This is a genomic window from Thermosynechococcus sp. NK55a (assembly GCF_000505665.1).
Lineage (GTDB): Bacteria > Cyanobacteriota > Cyanobacteriia > Thermosynechococcales > Thermosynechococcaceae > Thermosynechococcus.
In genome coordinates this window covers 1,787,853-1,813,618 of the sequence record NC_023033.1, presented here as the reverse complement: position 1 = coordinate 1,813,618, position 25,766 = coordinate 1,787,853, and the positions used below count along the sequence as shown (strand labels likewise).

General features: G+C 53.2%; 29 protein-coding genes and 1 pseudogene. 10 read left to right on the top strand and 20 right to left on the bottom strand.

Annotated features, from left to right (window positions below):
* Positions 1-26: 26 nt before the first annotated feature.
* Both NK55_RS08835 and gltX read left to right on the top strand, forming a co-directional pair.
* Positions 27-2,126 (top strand): TIGR00300 family protein, encoded by a 2,100-nt coding sequence (locus NK55_RS08835; RefSeq protein ID WP_024125395.1) that lies wholly within the window; start codon positions 27-29, stop codon positions 2,124-2,126.
* Positions 2,127-2,184: 58 nt separating this feature from the next.
* A complete protein-coding gene (gltX, locus tag NK55_RS08830) occupies positions 2,185-3,642 on the top strand; it encodes a glutamate--tRNA ligase (RefSeq protein WP_024125394.1) in 1,458 nt (485 codons plus the stop codon).
* Between the two features lie 8 nt (positions 3,643-3,650).
* Here gltX and NK55_RS08825 read toward each other — a convergent pair whose 3' ends face one another.
* Positions 3,651-4,190 (bottom strand): pentapeptide repeat-containing protein, encoded by a 540-nt coding sequence (locus tag NK55_RS08825; RefSeq protein WP_024125393.1) that lies wholly within the window; start codon positions 4,188-4,190, stop codon positions 3,651-3,653.
* A gap of 366 nt (positions 4,191-4,556) precedes the next feature.
* Between NK55_RS08825 and NK55_RS13240 the strand changes: the two genes are divergently transcribed.
* Positions 4,557-4,760, top strand: coding sequence for a hypothetical protein (locus NK55_RS13240; RefSeq protein ID WP_157869708.1), 204 nt, complete (start codon positions 4,557-4,559; stop codon positions 4,758-4,760).
* 28 nt (positions 4,761-4,788) lie between these two features.
* Here NK55_RS13240 and cysK read toward each other — a convergent pair whose 3' ends face one another.
* Both cysK and NK55_RS08810 read right to left on the bottom strand, forming a co-directional pair.
* Positions 4,789-5,754 (bottom strand): cysteine synthase A, encoded by a 966-nt coding sequence (gene cysK / locus NK55_RS08815; RefSeq protein ID WP_024125392.1) that lies wholly within the window; start codon positions 5,752-5,754, stop codon positions 4,789-4,791.
* Between the two features lie 64 nt (positions 5,755-5,818).
* Positions 5,819-6,256 (bottom strand): Rrf2 family transcriptional regulator, encoded by a 438-nt coding sequence (locus tag NK55_RS08810; protein WP_024125391.1) that lies wholly within the window; start codon positions 6,254-6,256, stop codon positions 5,819-5,821.
* Between the two features lie 215 nt (positions 6,257-6,471).
* Here NK55_RS08810 and tsaD point away from each other — a divergent pair, with 215 nt between their 5' ends.
* Positions 6,472-7,533 (top strand): tRNA (adenosine(37)-N6)-threonylcarbamoyltransferase complex transferase subunit TsaD, encoded by a 1,062-nt coding sequence (tsaD, locus tag NK55_RS08805; protein ID WP_024125390.1) that lies wholly within the window; start codon positions 6,472-6,474, stop codon positions 7,531-7,533.
* Here the strand turns inward: tsaD and NK55_RS08800 are convergent.
* Positions 7,478-8,332 (bottom strand): metal ABC transporter permease, encoded by an 855-nt coding sequence (locus NK55_RS08800; protein WP_024125389.1) that lies wholly within the window; start codon positions 8,330-8,332, stop codon positions 7,478-7,480. The genes tsaD and NK55_RS08800 overlap by 56 nt on opposite strands.
* An 82-nt stretch (positions 8,333-8,414) precedes the next feature.
* Between NK55_RS08800 and ispE the strand changes: the two genes are divergently transcribed.
* The gene (gene ispE, locus NK55_RS08795; protein WP_024125388.1) at positions 8,415-9,350 is read left to right on the top strand and encodes a 4-(cytidine 5'-diphospho)-2-C-methyl-D-erythritol kinase; all 936 of its coding nucleotides are present in this window, start codon (positions 8,415-8,417) and stop codon (positions 9,348-9,350) included.
* Here ispE and NK55_RS08790 read toward each other — a convergent pair.
* The 4 genes from NK55_RS08790 to NK55_RS08775 form a co-directional block, all read right to left on the bottom strand.
* A complete protein-coding gene (locus tag NK55_RS08790) occupies positions 9,347-10,459 on the bottom strand; it encodes an RNA polymerase sigma factor, RpoD/SigA family (protein WP_024125387.1) in 1,113 nt (370 codons plus the stop codon). The two genes, ispE and NK55_RS08790, sit on opposite strands and share 4 nt — an antisense overlap.
* A 125-nt stretch (positions 10,460-10,584) precedes the next feature.
* Positions 10,585-11,187, bottom strand: coding sequence for a hypothetical protein (locus tag NK55_RS08785; RefSeq protein WP_024125386.1), 603 nt, complete (start codon positions 11,185-11,187; stop codon positions 10,585-10,587).
* Between the two features lie 50 nt (positions 11,188-11,237).
* Entirely contained in the window at positions 11,238-11,948 is a 711-nt protein-coding gene (locus NK55_RS08780) for a Crp/Fnr family transcriptional regulator (RefSeq protein WP_024125385.1), read from the bottom strand.
* 183 nt (positions 11,949-12,131) lie between these two features.
* Positions 12,132-12,629, bottom strand: coding sequence for an HNH endonuclease (locus tag NK55_RS08775; RefSeq protein ID WP_011056347.1), 498 nt, complete (start codon positions 12,627-12,629; stop codon positions 12,132-12,134).
* Positions 12,630-12,783: 154 nt separating this feature from the next.
* Here NK55_RS08775 and NK55_RS08770 point away from each other — a divergent pair, with 154 nt between their 5' ends.
* Positions 12,784-13,323, top strand: a complete 540-nt coding sequence (locus NK55_RS08770; protein ID WP_024125383.1) for a YqeG family HAD IIIA-type phosphatase — start codon at positions 12,784-12,786, stop codon at positions 13,321-13,323.
* On the opposite strand, the gene aroQ is transcribed toward NK55_RS08770, so the two are convergent.
* The 5 genes from aroQ to sufR all read right to left on the bottom strand — a co-directional run bounded on the left by aroQ (position 13,313) and on the right by sufR (position 15,989).
* Complete coding sequence (gene aroQ, locus NK55_RS08765; RefSeq protein WP_024125382.1) at positions 13,313-13,765, bottom strand: type II 3-dehydroquinate dehydratase; 453 nt, start codon at positions 13,763-13,765, stop codon at positions 13,313-13,315. The two genes, NK55_RS08770 and aroQ, sit on opposite strands and share 11 nt — an antisense overlap.
* Positions 13,766-13,813: 48 nt before the next feature.
* Positions 13,814-13,942: a hypothetical protein gene (locus NK55_RS14055; RefSeq protein ID WP_024125381.1), complete on the bottom strand. Its 129-nt coding sequence runs from the start codon at positions 13,940-13,942 to the stop codon at positions 13,814-13,816.
* Between the two features lie 124 nt (positions 13,943-14,066).
* Positions 14,067-14,399: a photosystem II reaction center protein Psb28 gene (gene psb28 / locus NK55_RS08760; RefSeq protein ID WP_024125380.1), complete on the bottom strand. Its 333-nt coding sequence runs from the start codon at positions 14,397-14,399 to the stop codon at positions 14,067-14,069.
* A gap of 50 nt (positions 14,400-14,449) precedes the next feature.
* Positions 14,450-15,328, bottom strand: a complete 879-nt coding sequence (locus tag NK55_RS08755; protein WP_024125379.1) for an alpha/beta fold hydrolase — start codon at positions 15,326-15,328, stop codon at positions 14,450-14,452.
* A 1-nt stretch (position 15,329) separates the two neighbouring features.
* Positions 15,330-15,989: an iron-sulfur cluster biosynthesis transcriptional regulator SufR gene (gene sufR, locus NK55_RS08750; protein ID WP_024125378.1), complete on the bottom strand. Its 660-nt coding sequence runs from the start codon at positions 15,987-15,989 to the stop codon at positions 15,330-15,332.
* A 121-nt stretch (positions 15,990-16,110) separates the two neighbouring features.
* Here sufR and sufB point away from each other — a divergent pair, with 121 nt between their 5' ends.
* Positions 16,111-17,547: a Fe-S cluster assembly protein SufB gene (sufB, locus tag NK55_RS08745; RefSeq protein ID WP_024125377.1), complete on the top strand. Its 1,437-nt coding sequence runs from the start codon at positions 16,111-16,113 to the stop codon at positions 17,545-17,547.
* 87 nt (positions 17,548-17,634) lie between these two features.
* Here the strand turns inward: sufB and NK55_RS08740 are convergent, their stop codons facing one another.
* Positions 17,635-18,684: a WD40 repeat domain-containing protein gene (locus NK55_RS08740; RefSeq protein WP_024125376.1), complete on the bottom strand. Its 1,050-nt coding sequence runs from the start codon at positions 18,682-18,684 to the stop codon at positions 17,635-17,637.
* A gap of 125 nt (positions 18,685-18,809) precedes the next feature.
* Between NK55_RS08740 and NK55_RS08735 the strand changes: the two genes are divergently transcribed.
* The 3 genes from NK55_RS08735 to NK55_RS08725 are packed head-to-tail and all read left to right on the top strand — an operon-like array spanning position 18,810 to position 20,214.
* Positions 18,810-19,280 carry a thioesterase family protein gene (locus tag NK55_RS08735; protein ID WP_024125375.1) on the top strand — a complete coding sequence of 157 codons (471 nt, stop codon included), beginning with the start codon at positions 18,810-18,812 and terminating at the stop codon, positions 19,278-19,280.
* Positions 19,281-19,292: 12 nt separating this feature from the next.
* Positions 19,293-19,619: a 2Fe-2S iron-sulfur cluster-binding protein gene (locus tag NK55_RS08730; RefSeq protein WP_024125374.1), complete on the top strand. Its 327-nt coding sequence runs from the start codon at positions 19,293-19,295 to the stop codon at positions 19,617-19,619.
* Between the two features lie 4 nt (positions 19,620-19,623).
* The gene (locus NK55_RS08725) at positions 19,624-20,214 is read left to right on the top strand and encodes a CPBP family intramembrane glutamic endopeptidase (RefSeq protein WP_024125373.1); all 591 of its coding nucleotides are present in this window, start codon (positions 19,624-19,626) and stop codon (positions 20,212-20,214) included.
* A 2-nt stretch (positions 20,215-20,216) separates the two neighbouring features.
* Here the strand turns inward: NK55_RS08725 and NK55_RS08720 are convergent, their stop codons facing one another.
* From NK55_RS08720 to NK55_RS14305, 6 genes and pseudogenes are all read right to left on the bottom strand, one after another.
* Positions 20,217-21,830 carry an HD family phosphohydrolase gene (locus NK55_RS08720; protein WP_024125372.1) on the bottom strand — a complete coding sequence of 538 codons (1,614 nt, stop codon included), beginning with the start codon at positions 21,828-21,830 and terminating at the stop codon, positions 20,217-20,219.
* Between the two features lie 61 nt (positions 21,831-21,891).
* Positions 21,892-22,812 (bottom strand): NAD(+) kinase, encoded by a 921-nt coding sequence (locus NK55_RS08715; RefSeq protein WP_024125371.1) that lies wholly within the window; start codon positions 22,810-22,812, stop codon positions 21,892-21,894.
* Positions 22,813-22,816: 4 nt separating this feature from the next.
* Positions 22,817-24,373: a circadian clock protein KaiC gene (gene kaiC / locus NK55_RS08710; RefSeq protein WP_011056334.1), complete on the bottom strand. Its 1,557-nt coding sequence runs from the start codon at positions 24,371-24,373 to the stop codon at positions 22,817-22,819.
* 75 nt (positions 24,374-24,448) lie between these two features.
* Complete coding sequence (gene kaiB / locus NK55_RS08705; RefSeq protein WP_011056333.1) at positions 24,449-24,775, bottom strand: circadian clock protein KaiB; 327 nt, start codon at positions 24,773-24,775, stop codon at positions 24,449-24,451.
* A gap of 5 nt (positions 24,776-24,780) precedes the next feature.
* Entirely contained in the window at positions 24,781-25,092 is a 312-nt protein-coding gene (locus NK55_RS13845) for a circadian clock protein KaiA (protein WP_255325240.1), read from the bottom strand.
* A 215-nt stretch (positions 25,093-25,307) separates the two neighbouring features.
* Positions 25,308-25,631, bottom strand: a pseudogene (locus tag NK55_RS14305) (circadian clock protein KaiA); the annotation flags it as partial.
* Positions 25,632-25,766 lie beyond the last annotated feature (135 nt).

Genomic DNA, 25,766 nt, shown 5'->3' with positions numbered 1-25,766 from the left:
ATTTCAACGATTTCTAAACAACCCCTATGAGTTCAACCCTGCGCTTCCTCATGTGCCCTCCCACCCATTATGAGGTGGACTATGTGATCAATCCTTGGATGGAGGGAAATATCCACAAGTCCTCTCGCGATCGCGCCCAGCAGCAGTGGCAAAAGCTCTACGAAATTATCCATGCTCGAGCGACTGTTGAGCTCATTGAGCCACAGCCGGGCTGGCCCGATATGGTGTTTACGGCGAATGCAGGTTTAGTGTTGGGCGATCGCGTGGTGCTCAGTCGCTTTTATCACCCAGAACGTCAGGGGGAGGAACCCTATTTCAAAGCGTGGTTTGAATCTCAGGGGTATCAGGTTTTTGAGCTACCCAAACAAGTGCCCTTTGAGGGGGCGGGGGATGCCCTCCTAGATCGCGAGGGTCGCTGGCTATGGACGGGGTATGGCTTCCGGTCAGAATTGGATTCCCATGCCTACTTAGCCAAGTGGCTGGATATTGAAGTCCTTTCCCTGCGATTGATGGATGAGCGCTTCTATCACCTTGACACATGTTTTTGTCCGCTGACCGATGGCTACTTACTTTACTATCCTCCCGCGTTTGATGCCTATTCCAACCGTCTCATTGAACTACGGGTACCGGCGGATAAACGAATTGCCGTTCAAGAGACTGATGCGGTTAACTTTGCCTGCAATGCCGTCAATATCGATCGCACGGTGATTCTCAACTGTGCCAGCCAAGAATTGAAGTCCGCCCTTGCCCAAAGGGGCTTTGAGGTGGTGGAGACGCCCCTAACGGAATTTCTTAAGGCAGGAGGTGCGGCTAAGTGTTTGACGTTGCGGGTGAGTGAACCGGTGCGTGAAGAACTCCATGCACCCGCCACCATTCCCAATCGGGTCGTTCATCTGGAGGGACACCTCCTCGACTCTGGTCTTATGAACCGTGTCCTTGACACAATTGTCGAAAATGGGGGCAGTTTCCAAGTCCTACAATTTAACCTTGGCGAGCAGCGGCAAAGTCCTTCCCAAGCGGATATTCGAGTCATGGCCCCCGATGCCGAGGTCATGGATGCGATCATGGCGCAGTTGATCAGCCTCGGTGCGATTTTGCCGCCCTCGGAGGTCTGCGATGCGAACCTCGAAACCGTTACCCAAGCGGGGGTTGCCCCGGATGACTTCTATGTGACAACGATTTACCCCACAGAGGTGCGGGTTGGGGGCGAGTGGATTCGGGTTCAAAACCAACGCATGGATGGGGCGATTGTGGTGCGCTCAACCCCAGAAGGCACGGTGGCGGAGTGTCGCATTCTGCGGGATTTGCAGGTGGGCGATCGCGTCGTCGTGGGCGTCGAAGGCATCCGCACGGTTCGGAAAACGGAAAGCCAGCGCAACAACCAAGAGTTCACATTCATGGGATCAGGGGTCTCCAGTGAACGCCGCGTCGAACTGGTGGTGGAACAGATTGCTTGGGAACTGCGGCGCATCCGCGATCAGGGAGGCAAAGCAATTGTGGTGGCTGGGCCAGTGGTTATTCACACGGGTGGGGGTGAGCATTTAGCCAAGCTCATCCGTGAAGGCTATGTCCAAGGACTCCTCGGCGGCAACGCGATCGCTGTGCACGATATGGAGCAGGCCATCATGGGTACCTCCTTGGGGGTGGATATGCAGCGGGGTGTCCCTGTGCGGGGCGGTCACCGTCACCACCTGAAAGTGATCAATACCATTCGTCGCTGTGGCAGTATTGCCAACGCTGTGGCTCAGGGCATTCTCACCAGTGGCGTGATGTATGAGTGTGTCAAAAATAATGTGCCCTTTGTCCTGGCGGGGTCAATCCGCGATGATGGCCCCCTGCCCGATACCCTCATGGATTTAATTGTGGCGCAGCGGGAGTATGCTCGCCTAATTCGGGGCGCAAACATGATTTTGATGCTGGCGTCGATGCTGCACTCCATTGGGGTTGGCAATATGACCCCTGCTGGGGTGAAGTTAGTCTGTGTGGATATTAACCCAGCGGTCGTAACCAAACTGGCGGATCGGGGTTCTGTGGAATCCGTGGGGGTAGTCACGGATGTGGGACTGTTCCTCAGCCTGATGGTGCAGCAGTTGGAGCGGCTGCATCGCCCCTATACCCTTGCCTAGAAGGCCTGTAACCAATGCGGTAGGATCGAAAGGGCGATTTTTGTATTCGAGGTCAGCAGTGACAGTTCGTGTTCGTTTAGCACCGAGTCCGACCGGAAATCTGCACATTGGGACTGCCCGTACCGCTGTATTCAACTGGCTCTATGCCCGCCACCGGGGAGGGAAGTTCATTCTGCGGATTGAGGATACCGATCGCGAGCGGTCTCGGCCTGAGTACACCGAGAATATCCTGGAGGGCTTGCAATGGCTGGGGCTGACCTGGGATGAAGGCCCCTATTTCCAGAGCGATCGCCTTGATCTGTACCGCCAAGCAATTCAAACCCTCTTGGACAAGGGACTAGCCTACTACTGCTACTGCACCCCCGAAGAACTGGACGCCCTGCGAGCCGAACAAAAAGCCAAGGGACAGGCACCTCGCTACGACAACCGTCACCGCCATTTGACCCCAGAGGAGCAAGCCGCCTTTGATGCAGCAGGACGAACCCCCGTAATTCGATTCAAAATTGAGGACGATCGCCAGATTGAGTGGCAGGACTTGGTGCGCGGTCGAGTCAGTTGGCAGGGGGCTGATCTCGGTGGCGATATGGTCATTGCACGGGCAGCGCCCCGGGGTGAAATTGGCTATCCCCTCTATAATTTGGTGGTTGTGGTGGATGACATTGCCATGGGCATTACCGATGTCATTCGCGGTGAAGATCACATTGGTAACACACCAAAACAAATTTTGCTCTACGAAGCCCTTGGAGCCACGCCCCCCAACTTTGCCCATACTCCCTTAATTCTCAACTCAGCAGGGCAAAAACTCTCAAAGCGGGATGGGGTTACCTCCATTTCTGACTTTCGGGCCATGGGGTATTTAGCCCCTGCTTTGGCCAACTACATGACGCTTTTGGGTTGGTCACCCCCCGAAGGGATGGGGGAACTCTTTACCCTTGATCTGGCGGCGAAGCACTTTAGTTTTGAGCGGATTAACAAAGCAGGCGCCCGCTTTGACTGGGACAAGCTCAATTGGCTCAATCGCCAGTACATTCAGCAACTAGAGCCAGAAGAATTTTTGGCGGAACTCATTCCCCTGTGGCAGGGGGCAGGCTATGCCTTTGATCAGGAGCGCGATCGCCCTTGGTTGTTTGACCTTGCCCAACTCCTGCAACCCGGGCTCAACACCCTTAAGGAGGCCATTGATCAAGGGGCCGTTTTCTTTATACCCAGCGTCACCTTTGATTCCGAAGCAATGGCCCAACTGGGCCAGCCCCAAAGTGCAACCATTTTGGCCGACCTACTAGAGCATTTACCCTCAGAGCCAACCCTCACTGTGGAGATGGGACAACAATTGATTCAACAGGCCACCAAAGCCGCAGGGGTGAAAAAGGGAGCAACAATGCGAACCCTACGGGCGGCCCTCACCGGTGCTGTCCATGGTCCTGATCTAATGGCCACATGGCAAATTCTCCACCAGCGGGGCTGGGATCAACCGCGACTTGCGGCCGCCCTCAAGCAGGCACAAAGGACTTCTTAGGGGTTTTCTTAGGGGTTGGGGGGGCGATCGAAGATTGTCTGGCTTAAATTAGCCCCACTCAAGTTGGCGCGATCGAGATCGGCTCCCTTCAGGTTTGCAGCCGTCAAATTCGCATCAATCATATTTGCCCCTTTCATGACCGCATTCTCCAGATTGGCACGGCTGAGGTTGGCATTGACAAGGTTGCTGAGGGTGAGGCGTGTTCCCACCAGTTGTGCTCCTGCCAAATTGGCATTGACCAAAATTGCTAGGTATAGACTGGCACGGTTCAAGTTTGCTCTTTCCAAATTGGCACCAAAGAGATTCGCACCCGCCAGATAGGCCCCCTCCAAATTGGCACCTGCTAAGTTCGCCTTAAACAAATTGGCATCCATTAGGTTCGCGCCCCGCAGATCACAGTTGGGACATTGGCGCGTTTGCAAAAGTTGTCGCACATGGGCAGGATTTTCAGCGTTGGCAACCGCTGGTACAACTAATGAAAAAAGGGCTAGGGAGAATACCCCTGCTCGTAGTTTCACTAAAAAATGGGGTTTTGTTAAGCCTTGCATTACTACTGTTAGTGACTGTTCTGATGACTTTTGCAATCCTCTATTCTAGATAAGGAGCTGCACAGACCGTTAAAACGCGGGCCAATCAAAGAGTCATCATAAGTAATCATAATCATTTTGCCAGCAGTGCCAGCGTTACCAAGAAACGCCACAAGCGGACATTGGTTCCTGTCTGGCGCTTAGCGCTCTCCTGCTAGGTGCACTCTACGGCATGAATCGACTGCTCTAGGTTGGCTTCCACAGCATCAATTTTGTCCTCCAACCCCTTGCGCTTTTCATCCATGAGGTTGAAAGCTCTGTTGTGGCGGCAATGGGAAGATCTAGCTTTTGATCAATGGCTTGGATAGTGGCGTGTGCATAGCCGGCATGTCGATTTATCCCTTCGATGACATCCAAGACTTGACTGAGTTCAAAGCGAGTCGCTGGCTCAGTCATAGCGGTTCGGTCATGGTATATCTCTCAATGATCTCCCAAGGCCATATCCCAGGGGGAGATGTAGCTTTTCCTCGGCTAGGCTGCTCGATGGCCCAGCTTCCCAAACGCCAATTTGGTGTTCAAGGGAGATTGTGACGCCCTGGGACTGTGAACGCAATTGTGCCTAACTTTGCAAGTAGCTTGGTACTAAGGGCAGGGCATCTTGGAAGAGGGGGGTGGTCAAGTAGCGTTCGCCAAAACTCGGCTGCACCATGACAATTAACTTACCGGCATTTTCAGGACGTTGAGCCACCTGAATGGCAGCACAAAGGGCAGCGCCACTGGAAATACCGGAGAGGAGGCCTTCTTCACGGGCTAAGCGGCGACCAAAATGGATGGCTTGATCGTCGGAGACAGGGATGACTTCATCAATGAGTTCTCGTTTGAGAACGGGGGGTACAAAGCCAGCACCAATGCCTTGAATTTTGTGGGGTCCCGGTTTGCCTCCTGAGAGAACGGGACTATTGCTGGGTTCGACGGCGATCGCCTGAAAGGTAGGCTTCTTTGCTTTGATCACTTCTGCTACCCCCGTAATCGTGCCCCCCGTACCAACGCCAGCCACCAAAATATCGACTTGGCCGTCCGTATCTTGCCAAATTTCGAGCGCAGTGGTTTCACGGTGAATCTTTGGATTGGCGGGATTTTTAAACTGTTGCAACATAAAAGCATCTTCAAGGGAGGCGGCAATCTCTTCAGCACGACGAATGGCGCCACTCATCCCCTCGGTGCCGGGGGTCAAATCCAGCTCTGCTCCATAGGCACGCAGCATGGCTCGGCGCTCTGCACTCATGGTTTCTGGCATGGTGAGAATCAGCCGATAGCCCTTTGCGGCTGCTACCATTGCCAAGGCAATCCCGGTATTTCCCGATGTCGGCTCCACCAGAACCGTTTTACCCGGGGTAATAAGACCCGCTGCTTCTGCTTCTTGAATCATACTTAGGCCAATGCGATCCTTCACCGAGGCCGCAGGATTCATGCTCTCTAGCTTGACGACAATTTCTGCAACGCAGCCCTCCGCTTGGGGAATGCGGTTCAGGCGTACGAGGGGCGTCCGACCAATGAGGGCAGTAATATCGGGGGCAATATTCATGGGGGTATCAATCTCCAATTCAAGGCAAAAAGGTTAGGAAAATCCGATGAATGCCAGTCCCAGCCTAGATGTAGTACATGACATCCACTTGCTGGTAGGCCTGCCGGCGATCGCACAAATCCTGAAGGGTGTGCTTTTTCAAGACATCATTGGCCGCTGCCCAGGCCTCAAGCCACACTGAGCGGATCAGGCTACGTTCTAGATCACCGTTGTCGGGCGGCTTTTGCGCCAGCTTGGACTCGATCCCCTCAATACAGTTGAGCACGTCTAAAATTGAGATTTGCCAAGGTGCTTTTGCCAGCAAGTAGCCACCCCGCGCACCCCGCTGACTGCGAATGAGACCCTTGCGGCGGAGGGTTGCCATCAGCTGCTCCAGGTAGCGATCGGGAATGTTGTGCATGGCAGCAATTTGGCGAATTTGTAGCGGCTCCGCCTGTTCATAGGCCGCTGACATTTCCAAGAGCGCCAAGAGGGCGTACTCACTTTTGGCAGACAGTTCCACAAGACATTTGGCCCACGCACGACACTGAGCAGATTGCCCAATCTATAGTATATCCTACTTCTTGATCGGGATTTAGGAGATTCTTAGGAATCTTCACCATAGCGCGGGTTGAAACCGCAAGAATTCACTGCATTGAGAAAACGCCCTTCAACAAGTTTATTTAAAAAATAGGTTAGATTTAAGAGAGGCTCTAGGTTGATGCCCAAGTCTGCTCGATGGTAAGAATTCTGGCCATTGAAACCAGTTGCGATGAAACGGCTGCTGCCGTAGTGCGCGATCGCGCCATCGAAAGTAATGTGATTGCCTCCCAAGTGCGTGCCCATCAACCCTTTGGCGGTGTGGTGCCGGAAGTGGCCTCCCGTGCCCATTTGGAAAACATCAATGCGGTCATCACAACAGCAATCAGTGAGGCCGGTTGCAATTGGTCTGCCATTGATGCCATTGCCGTCACCTGTGCCCCCGGATTGGTAGGGTCGCTGCTCATTGGGGTTACGGCCGCCAAAACCCTTGCCCTTGTGCACCAAAAACCTCTCTTGGGAATTCACCACCTTGAAGGCCACCTCTATGCCTCCTACTTAGCGGACCCAACCCTTGAACCACCATTTCTGTGCCTTTTGGTTTCTGGTGGGCATACCAGTCTCATTGGCGTTTATGGCTGTGGCGAGTACCAGCTTTTGGGGCAAACACGGGATGATGCAGCAGGTGAAGCCTACGATAAGGTGGCACGGCTAATGGGCTTGGGGTATCCGGGGGGACCAGTGCTCGATCGCTGGGCACAGCAGGGGAATCCAGAGGCTTTTGATCTACCAGAGGGAAATATCCGCCTTCCAGAGGGCAAGGTGCATCCCTACGATTCCAGTTTTAGTGGACTGAAAACCGCAGTGGCACGGCTGGTGGAGGAGCTACGTCAAACCCATACTGAGTTGCCGGTGGCTGACCTTGCGGCCAGTTTTCAGAAGGCTGTGGCACAGGCCTTGACCAAGCGGGCGATCGCGGCAGCGGTGGATCATGGCTTCAAAACCCTAGCCATTGGGGGAGGAGTCGCGGCAAATTCTGGCCTGCGACAACACCTCACTGCGGCTGCTGAACCCTTGGGACTACGGTTAATTTTTCCGCCCCTGCGGCTGTGTACTGATAATGCGGCAATGATTGGCTGTGCGGCGGTCGACCATTTCCAGCGGGGCGATCGCTCCCCCTTAGACTTAACGGCGCGTTCACGCCTCAGCTTGTTGGAGATTTCTGCCCTCTATGAACCCACGCCCCTGGCAGTGAGTTAAGCGCAATTGAGATTAAAAAGAACACCAGTTGACAAACAACAATACTCGGCCCAGAAGGCCAATTCATTCCTGCTGACACGAGCATGCCAACAATGGCACTGCCCACCCCCACTAGGGCTGCCAAAACCACGTACTGCGAAAATTGCCGACTCCAAAGGCGGGCACCACAGGCGGGAATGACGACAAAGGCACTGATCAGGAGGACTCCTACTGTTTTAATGGAGACTGCCACCACCAAGGCTAATAGGGTAATAAAGAGCAAACGCTGCGTTCTCACTGCCGCCCCCTGGGCCACTGCCAAGGCCTCATTCACCGTGATTAACAATTGCACCCGTAACGTGAGCAGGATGAAAATGCCAACAAGGGTGCAGAGTGTTCCACTCATCACCAGATCGGCTGGGCGCACCGCCAAAATATCGCCAAACAGTAGGTTATTCACCCCCCCTTGGTAGCGATCGCTCAAACTGAGCAGCACCACCGCTAGCGCCAACGATCCTGAATAGAGGATATTTAAGAGGGCATCGGTCCACAGCCGGGCATGCTCAAGCAAATAGGTGACGCCGAGGGCAAAAACCACCGCAAAGGGCAGCAACATCACCGACGGATTCAGCCCCAGAATAATCCCTAGACTAATTCCCAGGAGCGCCGAATGCCCCAAAGCATCACTAAAAAAGGACAGCTGCCGCAGGATGGTAAAGCTACCGAGGGCACCCGCCATCCCTCCCGTAAAGATCCCTGCCCACAGTGCTCGCTGCATAAAGGGCAACTGCAACAGTTCAATCATGCGTTCCAACACCATAGGGACTTCTAGTTGGAGCCTGCCAAACAGTAATAGAAGAATAATATGCTATTGAACGAGGTGGTTGTGAGGATGGGGTTACGTGTATCGTCTGCTGGTGCCTGCCAAAATTAATCTCTTTTTACAAATTATTGGCAACTGTTTGGATGGTAGTGGTTACCACGAGCTGGTAATGGTCATGCAGGCGGTTTCCCTTATGGATCGCATTGAACTCATCCCTCGGCGCGATCGCGAGATTAAGGTTCATTGCACAAACCCCGCTGTTCCCTGCGATCAACGCAATCTCGCCTATAAAGCCGCGGCATTGCTCCAGCAGCATTTTCCCGATCGCGATGGTGTTGAAATTTTCATTGAAAAACGGATTCCTCTGGGGGCGGGCTTGGCGGGCGGGTCAACCAATGCAGCAGCAGTACTCGTGGGCCTAGATCTGCTGTGGCAGTTGGGGCTTACGCAAGCGGAATTGCAAACCTTGGCAGCGCAATTGGGGGCCGATGTTCCCTTTTGTCTGCAGGGGGGTACCGCCTTGGCTTTAGGGCGCGGTGAACAGTTGACGCCCCTGGCGGATTTACAGGGATTAACTGTGATTCTAGGGAAGTATCGCTCCCTGAGTGTGGCTACCCCTTGGGCCTATCAAACCTATCGGCAGGAATTTGCCGCCACCTATGCCCAAACCCCCAGTGAGCAGGAAAAAGCCCGCCAAGAGGGGGGATCCGCAATCCTGTTACAGGCCATTCAGCAGTGTGATATCGCCCAGTTGGCCGCCAACCTCCGTAATGATTTAGAGAAAGTTGTGTTGCCCCGCTATCCCTTGGTGGCAGAGTTAAAGGAGCAATTCCTTGCTACGGGCGCGATCGCCAGCATGATGTCGGGGTCCGGGCCAACGGTTTTTGCCCTAGCGCCCTCTGCCGATGAGGGCTACAGAATCATGCAGCGGGTACGGCGCGCCCTCCCAGACCCCGACCTGGACCTATGGGTATGTGAGTGCTGTCCCCACGGCATTCAGTTGGAGACGTCCTAGGCAAACTCCTCCAGATAGTCTTGAATTGCCTGCCGCCGTTGGGGTTGCCGCAATTTTTGCAGGGCGCGGTGCTCAATTTGGCGAATCCGCTCCCGACTCAGTCCCAGCAGTACCGCAATTTCCGCCATCTCAAGGGCAGGCTGTTCCCCTAGGCCATAACGCAGTTCCATCACTTGGCGCTCACGGGGGGATAGATCCCTCAGCAGTTGCTTCAAAGTGGTACGTAGGGATTCGCGCATGATCACCTCATCGGGGGTAGGGGCAGTGGATTCAATCAACTCCTGCAATTCTGTTTCTTGGTCGGCACCAACCCGCTGTTCTAAGGCCACGGATTTGGGAACGGCCATCAGCACCTCCCGTACCTGCGACACCTCAAGATTCAGTTCTTGGGCAATGTCTGCCAGACTGGGCATCCCTCCCTGTTGAGCTGCAAGACGCCGTTGGGCACGCTTAATTTTATTGAGCTTTTCCACCATGTGAATGGGTAGGCGGATTGTACGGCTTTGGCTAGCAACGGCACGGGTGATACTTTGGCGAATCCACCAATAGGCATAGGTGCTAAAGCGAAATCCCTTGGTCGGATCAAATTTTTCAACGGCACGTTCTAGACCCAAACTCCCCTCTTGGATCAAATCTAAAAATTCCACGCCGCGATGTTGATATTTTTTGGCAATATTCACAACCAAGCGCAGGTTGGCTTGCAGCAGTTGGGTTTTTGCCCGCTGTCCTTGACGCTCAATGTGCTGAAGTTCAGTTAGCGTAATATTCGCTGCCTTTGCCCAAGCTTGACGCCCCGCCTGCACACAGGCTTGCAATTCAGCCACACTCATCTTGAGTCGCGCAGCCCATTGGGCACGGCTTAGGGGACGCCCCAACTGCCGCTGCAGGCGATCGCGCTCCGTAATAGCCACTACATAGCGTTTGATCTGGGGATCATCGGCCTGCTCTCGCACTGCGAGCAGGGCTTGGTACTGCTGAACCTGTTGGGCAAGGCGCAGTTCTTGGCTAGGGGTGAGCAAGGGCACACGGCCAATTTCCTGCAAATACTGCCGCACTAAATCCGTTGTCAATGGACGGTCGGACAAGGGTTGAATGGGGAGAGCCACCATAGAACAACTCAACTACAGCATCGAGAATTCAGCTCGATAGTGGTATTCTCTGTTCTTGGCGAAGGAGGCGGCAGTGATGCATCCGGTGCTGAGGTTGTGATATCGATCAACCTATATCGATGAACCTATTGTGTACTTTCTGATGAACCGGTCATGAGCTTTGTGCCTGAAGACGGCTGCTCCTTGAGAATCGTGGTATCAATCACGTAGGGCAAACGGGCCGCTTTGAGACCGCGCTTGATTACGGCGAGGGTGTCTTGAAAGAGAACAAAGAGGGGAAATTGACGATTAGCGCCCTCACTAAAGACATCCCGATGCGGCAAGGGCATATCCCAGCTATAACTACGACTGAGGAGCACTTGGGATTGGCGCCAGCGGGTCAGCAGTTCTGTAAAGCTTTCCCCCGGCCGATGAATAAAGACCAGCAGTTCAATGTCAGTTTTCACTTTCCACTCGGGATCGCACATGACAAAGACCAAATCACAGGGCACTATCACCGACTTCACCTGGGGACGTTGGTTGGTCGTTGTGGCCGCAGGAATCTGAATATGGGCGATCGGAAGCGGAATTGGAATTAAACTTTCTTGAGGTCGCCGCATACTGGGAATCATTTCGAGGTACGGGCGATATTGCCGCAAAAGTTCTGTCGCATGCAGCGGATCCGTGTAACGAACCAAGGTGTGCTCGTAGAGGTTGGGGGCGATCGCCATAGCAGAAATAGCTTGCAACTATTGCTATCCTAGGCGAGGTCACTGCCCCTCAACAAGGCAACAGAGCTTTAACTCAGCCCTTGCTGTGCTAATTGCTCTAGCTGCGGCAAATTGAGAATTTGTAGTTGTTGCTTGGCAGCCTCAATTTTGATCCAGTTTTTCGCCACCATTTTATCCAGCAGTTGCTGTGCCTCATCAGGGCTAATGTTGGCTACATCCGCTAAATCCTTGATGGGCACATTGAAAATGACAGCGGTGTTGGCATTACCCCCCAGCGGTTGACCATAGCGCCGCGCCAAATTCACCAAGACATGGGCAAGTTTGACGGCAGGCGGTTTGTGCAGCAGTTCAATGCGCGCATTGGTCAGGCGTAGTCGTTGTGCCATCAATTGCAGCATCCGATAGTGTAGGTCTGGGTCGTGGCGCAGGAGATGGACAAATTTTTGCGCCGGCACCGACAGAACTTCCGCGGCACACAGCGCCACCACATCCGTTGAGCGGGGAGACTGGTCAAGAATCGCCATTTCGCCAAAAAAATCCCCTGGCCCCAGAATCGCCAGCGTCAGGAAATCTCCATTGGCCAGCAGGTGTCGCACCTTTACCCAGCCTGAAAGGATAAAGTAAACCGCGTTGCCCCATGCATCTTCAATGAGAATGGCACGCCCTGCCGGGTAGGTGTTATGCCAGGCCACTGAGAGCATCGAGGAAAGCGCCTCTTGGGAACTGGCACCAAAAAGCGGAAAGAGTTGACTAAAGTTTTCTATCTCAATACCTGACATAACGACCTGAGTTTGAATTTCCCAAGGTAAAAGGTTCTCCTCTCCGATCCTAGAATACGCGATCGCCCCCAGCTGCGCTTAAGGGTTACCTTATTAGCCCCAGAGGATTCCCCCAAGTATCGGTAACCTGTTCAAGAAGGGACATCTTAAATCTTCGCCCCAGCGTTAATCCCACAGCTAAGACTAGGCACCGATGACGTATTTGCGCCACTCCTGGTGAGTACCCGTGCGCACGTGTTTTGTTACCTCAAAGTACAAACTACTAATGGGACGGCGGGGTGTTTGCCGTAGGGGCATATTCGCTTCTTTGGGGGTGCGATTCCCTTTTTTGACGTTACAGCGAACACAGGCAGTCACAATATTTTCCCACGTTTCACCGCCACCGCGCGACTTAGGAATAACATGATCAAGGGTCAATTCATCACCAGTGTAGCCACAGTACTGGCAGGAGTGACCATCTCGATGCAAGATATTACGGCGGGTGAGGGGAATTTCTTTGTAGGGAGTAACGACGTAATGCCGCAGGCGAATAACGGTCGGCAAGGGGAAATTGTTGTAAACCATCTTGCCATTGTGCTCGACTTGTTCTGCCTTGCCCTTGATTAAAAGGACAACTGCTCGCTGCCAACTCGTAATATTGAGTGGTTCATAGGAGGCATTGAGTACCAGAACCTTCGCCATATCCGTTGACACGCGGCATTCTCTCAAATGCTAGCATATTCGCAGCATATTTTTTATTCTTGAAGTAACACCGGAGAAGATTTTTGGCGTTCCCACCCTTCCCTAAAATCGTGATAGGCTGTCAGAAGCCTCTTATTCACTACTTGCATTTTCAATGGCCACTGGGTCTCTGGCAGCACTGCTGCAACCGGATTTAATTCTTGAAACCACAATTGAACAGTTGCACCCCACTCTGTTGGCAAAATATCACCTGCGAGGCATGGTGCTGGATGTAGATGATACGCTCCTTCCCACGTGGGAGGTCAATCTGCCGCCAAAAATTCTGGCGTGGCTCCTGGAGATCAAGCATCAAATGCCAATCTGGTTAGTGAGCAATAACTTGAACCACCGCCGCATTGAACGTATTGCCCAGCAGGTGGAGTTACCCTTTTTGGCGGGGGCGGGTAAGCCCTCTCGGCGTAAGATTTGTCAGGCCGTGGAAGCCATGAATTTACCTTACCATCAGGTGGCCATGGTGGGCGATCGCCTGTTTACGGATATTCTTGCGGGCAATCGCTTGGGGATGTTCACGATTTTGGTGCAACCCTTTTTTGTCAAGCCCCTTGATGGTAAATCCTGGATACGCAATGTGGAGTTTTGGCTAGCACGACAGTTGGGAACGCCGCTGGCGATCGCGCCCCCTGCTAAGAATTAGCCTTTTGCTGTAAATAATTCACCAGTGCCCGCAGCCCCAAAAGATAACTGTCGGCACCAAAGCCAGCAATTTGACCGATCGCCACCGGGGCAATGTAGGAATGATGGCGAAATGCTTCCCGTTGATGAATGTTACTCAGGTGAACCTCAACGGTTGGTAGGGCAACCGCAGCAATTGCATCTCGCAAAGCAACGCTGGTGTGGGTATAGGCTGCGGGGTTAATTAAGATGCCTTGGGCACGTCCCCTAGCCCCCTGAATAGCATCTACTAAGACCCCTTCATGATTGGACTGCAGGCACGCAATAGTTACCCCTAACTCCTGGGCCAAGGCTTCCAAGGATTGGTTGATGCTCGCGAGTGTTACAGTCCCATAGATTCCCGGCTCCCGCTGCCCTAACAGGTTCAAGTTGGGGCCATGAAGCACCAGAATATGAAAGGTCAAGCTTCACCTAACCGTTCAGGCGACTCAATTCTGTTTAGGGCCGTTGCTTTACTGGCGATCGCGCACGGGAATCGGAATCGGCTCCAGCTCGGGGGTAGGTTCGGCGCCCCCTAGAAGTTCCAATAGTTTTTTTAACCACGATTTGAGGGTGTCAAGCAGGCTCTCTAGATAATCCATTGATATCCCTACTGTATCGCTATAGGATTTGCAGATGCCTTGCCTCCTGAATAAAGACAAAAAAGCATCGTAATTTTAAGCTAGCACAATCCTTTTGAATCGGCACCCGATCAATTTGAGACTGCTAAGACTTCTGGAAGCCAAGGCCATGGCTAGCGGCATAGCGATCCATAAAGCGAATAAAGCGATCCCACTCCTGGGGGCTGCGCATGGTGTAGGTGGCCTCAATGGCAACGGGCTGGCCGTTAATGAACTTAGCATTGACATCACGGGTCACAATTTCCCCTTCTTCGTCCACCATGTACATCCCGGTGATCTCCAGATTACCCTCTTGGACGACTTTGGGATTGTCGAAGTAAAAGATGGCCTGACCACTGCTGCCATCCCGTGCCCGCGTCAAACGCACATTGGGAACGACTTCTTCATCAACGCCACGGATAAATTGAATTTCTGCCATTGCATCAACACTTCAAGCAATACTTCTAGGATACCTGTAGCGGGGACAGCTCAAACCAACAAATCGCGCCGCAGGCTGTAAATCACCCATTCGGGTTGCTCCAGATGGGGCAAGACCCCTGCTTCGGGGATCACTCGAAACGGTTGCAGGCGATCGCGGGCGGTGGCGTAGAGTCGCTCACCAAGGGAGAGGGGCGTGAGCTTTGCCTTTTCTCCCCAGAGAATTACGGTGGGGATGGTTAACTGGGGTAAATACTGACTGAGATCAAAGGAGAGATTTCCCTTCAGGGTAGCCAGAGCTGCCCATTCGGCATTGGGACGACAGGCGGCATCCAGGTAGGCTTCAACGGTTTCCGAGCGCAGCCGTTGGGAATCAGCAAAAATAAATTGGGTGAGGAAGTTGCGCACCGCCAAGGGGTTAGCGGCAGCAAGGGTGTAAATAAGGCGATCAAGGATTGGTACACCCAGGAGGGCATTGGCGATCGCCTGTCCTTGATTTTCGCCAAAGTCATTGAACCCACTGGGGCAGACCAGACACAAACACTTAAAGAGATGGGGTTGCTGAATCGCCAACCGCACAACAATCCCTGCCGTCAAGGAGGAGGCGACAACGGTAACGGGCGTTCCCAGCATTCGCAGCAGTTCCGCAATCATTAACCAGTAGTCGCTGCTGGTGTAGTCGCGGGCAGGATGGTCGGATTCCCCCCAACCAATGAGATCCGGGGCAATGACGCGGTAATGGGGTGCAAAGGCAGGATACACCTGGGACCATTCATAGTGGCTAGAGCCACCCCCCAAGCTGTGGAGAAAGACAAGGGGAGGTCGCGATGGCACTGGCCCCCAGTAGCGATCGCTGGGGGTGTAATAGACCATACGGCCCATTGCTGTGGTGAGGCTCTGCTGGACAAAGGTAGGTGGACAAAAAGCCATGCTACTTCAAGGGACGGATGAGGTAACCGCAACGATGTTCACCATCCACCAGCCAATGGGTGCGCTCGACAGCACAATCCCCTAGGGCGATCGCAAACATCTCTAACTCATGATGACAGACTGTGGGAAAAGATTGAGCAACGGCGGAAATCGCACAATTGTACTCCGTAAACAAATAGGCACCTGTAGGCTCACTCACGGGGTAAAACTCTGCCATATAACCTTCCTGTTGCCGCAGTGCCACCAGCCGCGCCAAGCGTTCCGCCAAGGTGCCGCTCCCCATTTGCTCGCGATAGGCCAGTGCCTTGCGTTGCCAAGCTGCCTGCAATACATCCTGCATCTGCTCTGGACCAAGGGTTGCTGCTACGGATTCCAAGAGTTCAAGGGCAAAACCCTTGGGATGAGTGGACTGTTGGCGCAGTTGCAGTTGCCGCAGTTCCTCCCGTCCCGCCTCGCTAATCGTGTAACGGTATTGGGGACGTCCCACCGTACCCGACAGGACTTCATAGGTCACCAGTTGCTCCGCCTCTAAATCCTTGAGATGCCGGCGCACCGCCTGCGGACTAATTGCCAGTTGAGCCGCCAACTCCTGAGCACTGAGGTGACCGTCGCGGAGAAGGCAGTGTAAGATGTCCTGTTTAGTATCCGATGTGAGCGTCACGCAACGCCCCCTTGACTAAAACAACCGTTTTGTTGCTAAATTAGTCCTAGAGATAAAGCAACCACCTCGTTGCTTAATATACTCTAAGTTTTAGCCATTCCTTCACCCAAGAGAACACTCGATGTCGGCAACGGTACAATCCCTCGTCAATCAGCCCTATAAATACGGCTTTGTTACCCCAATTGAGACGGAAACCATTCCCAAGGGTCTCAACGAGGACATTATTCGCCTCATCTCCGCCAAGAAAAACGAGCCAGAGTTCATGCTGGAGTTTCGCCTGCGTGCCTATCGCCAATGGCTGAAGATGAGCGAGCCCAGATGGCCACGGGTGAGCTATCCCCCCATCAACTATCAAGACATTGTCTATTACTCAGCGCCAAAACAGAAGGAAAAGCTAAAAAGCTTGGATGAAGTAGATCCTGTCCTGCTGGAAACCTTTGAAAAACTGGGGATTCCCCTTTCAGAGCAAAAGCGGCTCACCAATGTGGCCGTAGATGCCATTTTCGATAGCGTGTCAGTAGCCACCACGTTCCGCGAGGAGCTGGCCAAGCAGGGGATCATTTTCTGCTCCATTTCTGAAGCCCTCCAGGAATATCCCGAGTTGGTGCAGAAATACTTAGGCAGTGTTGTTCCCATTGGCGATAACTTCTATGCTGCCTTAAACTCCGCCGTTTTTTCCGATGGCTCCTTCGTCTATATTCCCAAGAATACCCGCTGTCCAATGGAGCTATCCACCTATTTCCGCATCAATAACGGTGAGTCAGGTCAGTTTGAGCGCACGCTGATCATTGCCGATGCGGGGAGCTATGTGAGCTATCTTGAGGGTTGTACTGCTCCCATGTTTGACACCAATCAACTCCACGCGGCAGTGGTGGAGCTGGTGGCTCTGGACAATGCCGAAATCAAATACTCCACTGTGCAAAACTGGTATGCCGGCGATGAAAATGGCAAGGGGGGCATTTACAACTTTGTAACAAAACGGGGACTCTGCCTTGGCCGCAATTCCAAGATCTCCTGGACACAGGTGGAGACGGGTTCCGCCATTACTTGGAAATACCCCAGTTGTGTCTTGGTGGGGGATAACTCCGTGGGTGAATTTTACTCGGTGGCCCTCACCAATCACTACCAGCAGGCGGACACGGGCACGAAGATGATCCACATTGGGAAAAATACCCGCAGCAGGATTGTCTCCAAGGGCATTTCGGCAGGACACTCCCAAAATAGCTATCGCGGCCTCGTGAAAATTGGCCCCAAGGCCACAGGGGCACGCAACTACTCCCAATGCGATTCGCTGCTCATTGGGGATACCGCAGCCGCCAATACCTTCCCCTATATTCAGGTGCAAAACCCCACTGCCCAGGTGGAGCATGAGGCTTCAACATCGAAAATTGGCGAGGATCAACTCTTCTACTTTGCCCAGCGGGGAATTTCCGCTGAAGATGCCGTCTCAATGATGATTAGTGGCTTCTGTCGCGATGTCTTTAATCAACTGCCGATGGAATTCGCAGTCGAGGCCGATCGCCTGCTGAGCCTGAAGCTAGAGGGAAGTGTGGGCTAAAAAAATTCAAGCCGTTGTTCTCAGTGGCTAAGATTCTTGGGGGTCTTAGCCGTTTTTTTTATTCCACAGCTGAGACCTACGAGTTCTCTATGGGGTTTCGGGAAAGAGACGCCACACTTTAATGGTTTTGTCTTCACTGGCGGAGATCAGTTGATCCTGACCAAAGACGACACTGTAGACGGCACCAGAGTGTCCCTTGAGGTTACGCAATAACTGACCAGAGAGGGACCAAAGTTTGACAGTTTGATCGCTGTGGCCACTGGCAATGGTGCTGCCCTCGGGACTCACCGCCACACTAAAGACTTGCCCGCCCTCGGTGCCAAACTGCTGCTGAAGTTCTCCTGTGGTGAGGTTCCAGACTTTGATACCATCTTTGTCACTGCCACTGACCAGTTGGCTGCTGTCGGGGGTGAAGGCGAGGCTATTGACATCGCTGGTGTGTCCTTCGAGGGTGCGCAGGAGTCGGCGGGAGGGCAAATCCCAAATGCGGATGAGCTGATCCACGCCACCGGTGGCTAAAAAACGCCCATCTCGACTGATGGCGACGCTGAGCATGATGCCCTCATTGCCTTTTAGTGTAGTGATTTCCTGACGGCTCGGGACATCCCACAGTTTGACAGTGTGATCATAGCTGGCACTGGCAAGGGTGCGGCCATCGGGACTGAGGGCTAAGCCGTTCACAAAATCTTGGTGGCCACTGAGGGTGGCTTGGAGTTGGCGATCGCCCACCCCCCATAGTTTGATGGTTTTGTCTTTACTGCCGCTAATCACCGTTTGACCATCGGGAGTCATCACAAGGGCATAGATCCAGTCGGTGTGACCTTTGGCTTGTCCTAGGGGAGTTCCCGTGGCCAAGTTCCAAAAATACAGCCTGCGATCGTCGCCAGCACTGACGAGTAAATTGCCATCGGGACTAAGGGCGATCGCGTTCACTTCATCTTGATGGCCCCGCAGCGTCGTCGCAAGGGCAATTTTTTGCCACTTGGAGGTGGTGGTCTGTAGGGGGGAGCCAGCCTTTTGATCGGGGGAGGGCGTCCAGTGTTGACTGAGTTGCCAATAGGCCAGTCCTGCGACTAAGCCGCTGATCACCAGCGTGCTTAAAAGAAGTCGAAGATCAGAACTGCCTTTGTTACTCATCGGTTTAGGTATGCGAATGGTTTGCAAAAAAGCTGTACCCTAATATTAACAATAAAGGCTGTGGCGTGTTTTTGCCGATGGCTGGTGTTGGACAACCCGATGGGATGGCGATGGAATGGCGATAGATGAATACACCACCCCTGCGCGACTATCAGCGCACGGTTCATTTTGCGGATACCGATGCGGCTGGGGTCGTTTACTTTGCCAATCTGCTGCGGTTTTGCCACGAGGCCTATGAGGATGCCCTTGCCCAGTTGGGGGTAGATCTGCGGCAATTTTTCAGCAACAGTGGCCTGATTGTGCCGATTACGGAGGCGCAGATGCGCTTTTTGAAACCCCTCTACTGTGGTGATCGCCTGCGGGTGACCATTGACCCCCAAAGACTGGATAGTAGCCGTTTTCAACTGGCCTATACTCTCTACAACGGGGCGGGGGATCGGGTAGCCATTGCCCAGACGCAGCACATTTGCCTGCAACTGCCCCAACGCCAGCGAGTAGCGATTCCTGATCCTGTGCGGACATGGTTGAAGTCTGCCCCCGAGGAAGCCAGCGATCGCGAGGATTCGGGGGATAATAGGGAAGATGTTGCGTCATAGCTCACTGCCAGAATGACCCAAGCCTTTCGTGTTGAGATCCTGCACCAAGGACAAACCTACACCTTTGAAGCCAGTGCCGATAAACCCATCCTGCAATCGGCCACCGCTGCGGGAATTGATCTTCCGAGTTCCTGTAATGCCGGAGTCTGTACCACCTGTGCTGCCCAAATTCAGGAGGGTACCGTGGATCACGGGGATGCGATGGGGCTGAGTCCCGAACTGCGGGAAAAAGGCTATGTCCTCCTCTGTGTGGCCCGCCCCTGCTCAGATTTGAAACTGATCTCGGAAAAAGAGGAAGAGGTCTATCACTTCCAATTTGGTCAGTTCCAGAAAGCGTAGGCCTATGGAGGAATTCCCCCTGCCCGATGAGCCCCTGAGTCGTACACAGGTCTTAGTGGCCATGGCGTTAACGGCCATCCTGTGGCTGATTTTGGCGCGGGTGTGGTTATTTACCCCCTTTTCTGGCGGACTTCTGCCGCTGCGCTGGGATGTCTGGGCAGTGGCTTTAGGGATTGCCCTCTGCCTAGGAATTACCGGCATCGGCGCTATTTTGTATCGCCTCTGGCCTGCCTACCGCCACGCGTCAGATACCTACCTGAAACTTGTGCTTTCACCACTGCTGTGGCCTGATCTGTTTTGGATTGGCATTCTGCCCGGCCTTAGTGAAGAGCTGCTCTTTCGCGGGGTGCTCCTACCGAGTTTGGGGCTCAACTGGGCAGGGATTATTGGCAGTTCTGTGTGCTTTGGCATTTTGCACGCTGGCTCCCGGCAGCAGTGGCCCTATGCCCTGTGGGCAACCATTGTTGGCGGATTCTTTGCCTATAGTGCCGTGGTAACGAATAATTTACTCTTAGCGATCGTTGCCCATACCTGTACCAATTGGCTGGCAGCTACGCTTTGGAGAGTCTCGTTTTTGCAATCGTCCCCCAATTAGCCCTAGCGCTGGTGCCCCAGCACCCGAAAGACCTCCTGCTGCTCAAAGAGTTCCACTAAATCGGGATTGATCTTAAATTCCTTGGCTTCCTGCCACAAAACCTCTAGGGCCTTATTCACTGGTAGGCTCTTTTTGTAGGGGCGATCCTTGGCTGTGAGGGCATCGTAAATGTCAGCGATCGCCAACATTTGGGTTTGGAGAGGAATTTCGGCTGCGCCAATACCCCGTGGGTAGCCACTGCCGTCCAAGCGCTCATGGTGACCATAGGCAATGATTGGCACATTTTTAAGATGGGGGGTCCAAGGAATACGGGCAAGAAACTGGTAAGTATAGGTCACGTGGGCTTCGATGATCCGTCGTTCCTGTTGGGTGAGATTGCCACGGCGCACCAAGAGTTGTTCAAGTTCAGTGGCCGTAATGAGGGGATGGAGTTCGCCATCAACGCCACGATAATAAAACTGGGTCAATTCCTGCAGGCGGGCAAGGGGTTCTTCCTCTAGAATTCGCGGCTCATTGGCCTGCTCCAGCAATTGCCAGTAGTTCTCTAAGGTGTGCAGTTGTTGCTGGAGTTCTTGGTCGAGCTGTCGTAGAAAAGCGCAGTGCTGACACCCCTGTTCTGGGGTATGGAGCTGATGGGGATGGGAGAGTAAATAATTGACTTTAGCTTGAGCGGTTTCCATTTCCAGGGTGCGGCGGACAAGGGCAAAGCGTTGGCGAATGACCTCCAGTTGTTCGGGGTAAATTTTCTTTTGCTTGTTGAGAATCGCCTCCGGCACGCCCACCTTGCCAAAATCGTGGAGCAGGGCAGCATAGCGGATTTCCTGTAGCTGGCGATCGCTAAAGAAAACATCGCGAAAGACGCCCCTAGAGGTGGCACTGGTGATCTCGGCGAGGCGCACCGTCAGAGCTGCCACCCGTTCGGAATGCCCTGCGGTTACTGGATCCCGAGTCTCAATGGCTTGAACCGAAGCGGTGATAAATCCCTCAAAGAGCTGTTCAATACTTTCAAGTAAATGGTTGCGCTCAATAATCACAGCGGCCTGACTAGCCAGCGATCGCACAATGTGTTCTTCCCAAGGGCTATAGGGCTGGGTGAGAGCCACGCTGGTTTCCGGTGTCAGTAGGGTGTCGGGCGATCGCTTGCGGTTAATCAGTTGCAGAACGCCAATCACCTCACCACTGACATTTTGCATCGGCACCACCAGCACCGAACAGGTTCGATAGTGTAGGGCTTCATCAAAGGAACGATTGAACTGGTACATCTCGCTCCCCTTAAGGGCATACACATCGGCAATATTCAGCGATTCCCCCGTGAGAGCGGCATAGCCCACCAAGCTATCGGCGGTGAGGGGTACGGTATAGTCCTGCACTTGCTCAGGAAGGGTGACGCTATCGTTTTGAGCTGCCTTGAATTCCAGCACCGCCCGTTCGCGCTGAACTAGAAAAATCGTGCCAGCATCGCTAGCAGTAATTTGGCGACTTTTCGTCAGAATCAGATGCAGCAGTTCCTCTAGGGATTGACTGGCAGAGAGGGCAATCCCAATTTCTAACAACTGATCAACCAGGGCTTCCGCCTCTTGGCCAAGAACAGCGCGTTCAAAAGGACTGAGAATCATAACAAGGGTTGAGTGAGGAATGCCCCTAATTATAGAGACCTTCTGTGGGGGCGGTTGTGATCTAATTGCGGTGATTGTTGTGATAGGGAATCCGTGCCCCTGCCCAGGCCAACTTCTCCCGTAGGGTTTGATAAAAGGAGTAGTGATCCCGCAGGATGATAAAGCGAGCTTGACAATCGGCCATTGTCACCTGTACCCGCTGTCCTGGCCAAATGGAGGTAGCCAGTACGCCATCCATCCACAGCTTGGTATTGAGGCTGTGATCCTCCAACGGCCAAATGCTGACTGAGGAGCGCGCAGGCAAGACAATGGGGCGGCTAGAGAGACTCAAAGGGCAAATGGGCGTCACCACAAGGGCTTCCATCCCCGGGTGCAAAATGGGGCCATTGGCGGCGACCGTATAGCAGGTGGAGCCGGTAGGGGTGGCCACCAGTAACCCATCCCCTTGGTACTGATCCACAACATCGCCATCAATTTCCATCTCGAGGATGGCAGTGATCATGCGATCAGCAGAGGCCGGCTTAATGCACATTTCATTGAGGGCATAGTAGCGATCGCCCACCGCTTCAGGATGAGCCTTTGACCCCTCAAAAACCTGGGCCTGCAGCATCATCCGCTGTTGCATCGCGTACTCGTCCCGCTCAAGGCGCTCCCAAACCGCCTCCATATCGCGAAACAACTCCAGCGGCTCCGTCAAAAACCCCAAATGCCCCCCCACATTCACTGCTAGAATTGGAACCCCAGGCGCCGCTAGATGCCGTGCCGCGGCTAAGGAGGTGCCGTCTCCCCCCAGAACAACGGCCAGATCAATCGGCTCTGTCACTGAAGCCATAAAGACGGGGTAGGGGTTGTCCTTAGGCCCACTCGGCCCCACAAGCACATTGGCGCCACGCTGTTGCAGCTGACGGGAAGCGCGATCTGCCCATTCCTTGCTCTGGCGATCGCCCGCCTTGTGCACGACAATGACTTGGTTTAACTGCATGGGGCTACTCGCTCTCTAGATCCTGCATCCCCTTGGCAATTCGCGCCAGCTCTGTTTTCTCGTCCACGGAAATGCGGGTGGGGGTACCGCTAATAATCCCCTCAAAGTTGCGGAAGGAATCGCGGATTTCTGCCCCCTTCTCAGTGATCACATACTCCCGAATCCCCTTGTCGTGCCAAGAACCACGCATCTTAAAGACGTTAATTGCCCGGGACATCTCACCGCGGATTTCCACGTACTGCAAAAGCAAAATCGTATCTGTAATTGTGGAGATATGGGACTCGGTAATCGAGTTGGACCCCATAAACTGATCCGTGGTGTTGGTGAAAAAGCCAGTGATTTCCTCCTGTTTGGCAAATCCAGTAACCCCGATAACAAACTGCCGGAAGGCATTGTTACTCACCCCCCGCGCCAAGGCAGACAAAGAGTCAATGGCCACCCGTGAGGGCTTAAAGTCTGCAATCTCCGACTTGATAATTTGCAAGTGATCCTCAAGCCCCGCTGACTCTGGATAGGCACAAATGATCCGCAACAAACCCCGCCGTTCCAACTCCTCAAAATCAATGCCCCAAGAGGAGGCATTGCGCGACAACTGCGCCCGCGATTCTTCGTAGGCAAACAGCAGTGCCCGTTCTCCCTGTTGGCAGCCCGTCTCCAAGAATTTACTGACCAAGAGAGTCTTGCCAGTACCCGTAGCGCCCGTGGCCAAAATAATCGAATCCTTGAAGAAGCCACCGCCACACATCTCGTCGAGGGTCTTGACCCCTGAAGACACCCGCACATTCGATGAGCGCTGGGTCAGGCGCATGGCCCCCAACGGGAAGATGTTAATACCGTTGTTGATTGTAAAGGGATATTCCCCCTTCATGTGGGTGGTGCCCCGCAGCTTGAGAATTTCAACCGTGCGCCGCCGCCGTTCTCCCTCAAGAACATTACGCAAAATAACCACATTATCGGAGACAAACTCCTCAACACCAAAACGCGCCACAGGGCCGTATTCATCTACCCGCTCGGTGGTCATAATCGTGGTCACGCCCAGTTGCTTGAGGCGAAAAGCCAGGCGAAAAATTTCCCGCCGCACCACCGAGGCCGCATCGTATTGCTGGAAAACCGCTGTTACCGAATCAATGGAGACCCGGGTTGCTTTGTATTTGCGAATGGCATACTGAATGCGCTCAATCAGAGCAGATAAGTCAAAGTCACCAGCCACCTCTTGGCCATCGGGATCCGGAGAAGCATCCAGGATAAATAGCTTGCCTTGGTCAATCAGACTTTGCAGGTTCCAGCCAAAACTGAGGGCGTTTTTGATAATATCTTGGGGGGATTCTTCAAATGTAACAAATATACCTGGCTCATTAAAAATGGTAATGCCATTGTAGAGAAACTGAACTGCAAAAAGGGTCTTCCCTGTGCCTGAAGTGCCGCTGACTAAGGTGGTGCGTCCTTGGGGAAGTCCCCCATGGCTGATATCGTCAAAGCCCTCAATCATCGTCGGGATTTTCTTGACTTCCGCCGAGGACTGCTCCGTTGGACTGGACTGATGTTCGGGTAGGTTTGTCATAGAAGATTTTTAGATTCGGTATTGCACAAAAATTCCAAAAAGCTATTCTAAGCTGAGAGACTCTAAGAACTGTGCCTATTCCAAGCCTAAGTCATCCTCGGCTTGGTCACCAATCTCTTCATACAAGAGATCTAAGCCAATGAGCACCTTCTCACGATTGGACAAGTCCCCAATAATACGGCGTACAGGGGGCGGTAGGACTTTGGCAAGGGTAGGCGTGGCCAAAATTTTATCTTCCTCAGCCAGTTGGGGATTTTTGAGGACATCGATTACCTTGAGGGCATAGACTCCCTTAAATTCTTTTTCAAGAATGTTATTGAGAGTTTTTAGAGCCCGCACTGAGTTGGGTGTGTTACCGGCAACGTATAGCTTGAGAACATAGGTTTTCCGCAAGGGGGCCATCGGCATTACACCTCCCGCGGAATGGAACGACGATACATCTCGCACAGATGGGCGATCACATCAATCAGCGTCAGGCGATAGTCGAGCAAAATGTCCTCACTGCGGCCTTCGAGTTTGAGTTGCTTGGAGAAGTTATCCATGAGTTCGACGTGAATCTCTAGCACTTGGGAAACAGAAATATCTGCGAAGAATGCTTTACTAACAAACTCGTCAATGCGCTCATTAACTTTGGCATCGGTGTTAAAGTATTCAAGGACAATGGTACGATAAATTGAGCGCAATTCGTCCAGCAGTTTGCGTTTATCGGCAGGGGACATCCGTCGGAAAAAAATGCTGTATCTCGTTTGTAATACACCCCCAGGTAGCCGAGTCGCTCCTTCAATTTTTGGGAAAGACGATGCTGGGGGTCAACATTACTGCTCTCTTTGAGGGCTGGCATGCGAAACAGGACATGGGGCGGCACTGCACATCCCGGACAGAGCTTGACAAAGCCTGTGATGGCTTCCTCAATTTGACGGTTGAGCTGATCCAGCTGATCGGTTGTCAAAATCACTTCAGCAATGTGATAGTGGGGACCGACGGGTGGAGGGGCTGGTGTGGCTGGGAAAATGAGGATGGCGGGCAATAGGGTGGCGCTGTGGTGAAGATAGGTAATGATTTGCGGAGTCCCCTCTCCCCATTCTAAAATTAAACAAGCGATGCTATTGCGCCGTGCCTCTAAATAGTTACAAAACTCTCTCTCGCTTGAAAAGTAAACCAGCTCATCAATATCAGAGGTGTGCAAACGAACGAGTTCTTGGCCAATAGCGGGCGAGTAAACTAAGCCACAAATTGTTAGTGCGGTTGACTGCGCCACGTGCTTTCAGAACTGGAGTTTGCATCTGATAGCATCCTATCACTTTCCCGCAGGTGGTGACAGGGTCTTCTGGAGGCCTGTTGCCATTTCATTACAAGCTTAGGCTCGCCAGTACAAAACACACTCAACAATGGA

Coding starts and splice junctions, on each gene's coding strand:
- NK55_RS08835 (WP_024125395.1), top strand. CDS start 27: ATGAGTTCAACCCTGCGCTTCCTCATGTGCCCTCCCACCCATTATGAG.
- NK55_RS08825 (WP_024125393.1), bottom strand. CDS start 4,190: ATGCAAGGCTTAACAAAACCCCATTTTTTAGTGAAACTACGAGCAGGG.
- NK55_RS13240 (WP_157869708.1), top strand. CDS start 4,557: ATGTCGATTTATCCCTTCGATGACATCCAAGACTTGACTGAGTTCAAA.
- cysK (WP_024125392.1), bottom strand. CDS start 5,754: ATGAATATTGCCCCCGATATTACTGCCCTCATTGGTCGGACGCCCCTC.
- tsaD (WP_024125390.1), top strand. CDS start 6,472: ATGGTAAGAATTCTGGCCATTGAAACCAGTTGCGATGAAACGGCTGCT.
- NK55_RS08800 (WP_024125389.1), bottom strand. CDS start 8,332: ATGGTGTTGGAACGCATGATTGAACTGTTGCAGTTGCCCTTTATGCAG.
- NK55_RS08790 (WP_024125387.1), bottom strand. CDS start 10,459: ATGGTGGCTCTCCCCATTCAACCCTTGTCCGACCGTCCATTGACAACG.
- NK55_RS08780 (WP_024125385.1), bottom strand. CDS start 11,948: ATGTCAGGTATTGAGATAGAAAACTTTAGTCAACTCTTTCCGCTTTTT.
- NK55_RS08775 (WP_011056347.1), bottom strand. CDS start 12,629: ATGGCGAAGGTTCTGGTACTCAATGCCTCCTATGAACCACTCAATATT.
- NK55_RS08770 (WP_024125383.1), top strand. CDS start 12,784: ATGGCCACTGGGTCTCTGGCAGCACTGCTGCAACCGGATTTAATTCTT.
- NK55_RS14055 (WP_024125381.1), bottom strand. CDS start 13,942: ATGGATTATCTAGAGAGCCTGCTTGACACCCTCAAATCGTGGTTAAAA.
- psb28 (WP_024125380.1), bottom strand. CDS start 14,399: ATGGCAGAAATTCAATTTATCCGTGGCGTTGATGAAGAAGTCGTTCCC.
- NK55_RS08755 (WP_024125379.1), bottom strand. CDS start 15,328: ATGGCTTTTTGTCCACCTACCTTTGTCCAGCAGAGCCTCACCACAGCA.
- sufB (WP_024125377.1), top strand. CDS start 16,111: ATGTCGGCAACGGTACAATCCCTCGTCAATCAGCCCTATAAATACGGC.
- NK55_RS08740 (WP_024125376.1), bottom strand. CDS start 18,684: ATGAGTAACAAAGGCAGTTCTGATCTTCGACTTCTTTTAAGCACGCTG.
- NK55_RS08735 (WP_024125375.1), top strand. CDS start 18,810: ATGAATACACCACCCCTGCGCGACTATCAGCGCACGGTTCATTTTGCG.
- NK55_RS08730 (WP_024125374.1), top strand. CDS start 19,293: ATGACCCAAGCCTTTCGTGTTGAGATCCTGCACCAAGGACAAACCTAC.
- NK55_RS08725 (WP_024125373.1), top strand. CDS start 19,624: ATGGAGGAATTCCCCCTGCCCGATGAGCCCCTGAGTCGTACACAGGTC.
- NK55_RS08720 (WP_024125372.1), bottom strand. CDS start 21,830: ATGATTCTCAGTCCTTTTGAACGCGCTGTTCTTGGCCAAGAGGCGGAA.
- NK55_RS08715 (WP_024125371.1), bottom strand. CDS start 22,812: ATGCAGTTAAACCAAGTCATTGTCGTGCACAAGGCGGGCGATCGCCAG.
- kaiC (WP_011056334.1), bottom strand. CDS start 24,373: ATGACAAACCTACCCGAACATCAGTCCAGTCCAACGGAGCAGTCCTCG.
- kaiB (WP_011056333.1), bottom strand. CDS start 24,775: ATGGCCCCCTTGCGGAAAACCTATGTTCTCAAGCTATACGTTGCCGGT.
- NK55_RS13845 (WP_255325240.1), bottom strand. CDS start 25,092: ATGTCCCCTGCCGATAAACGCAAACTGCTGGACGAATTGCGCTCAATT.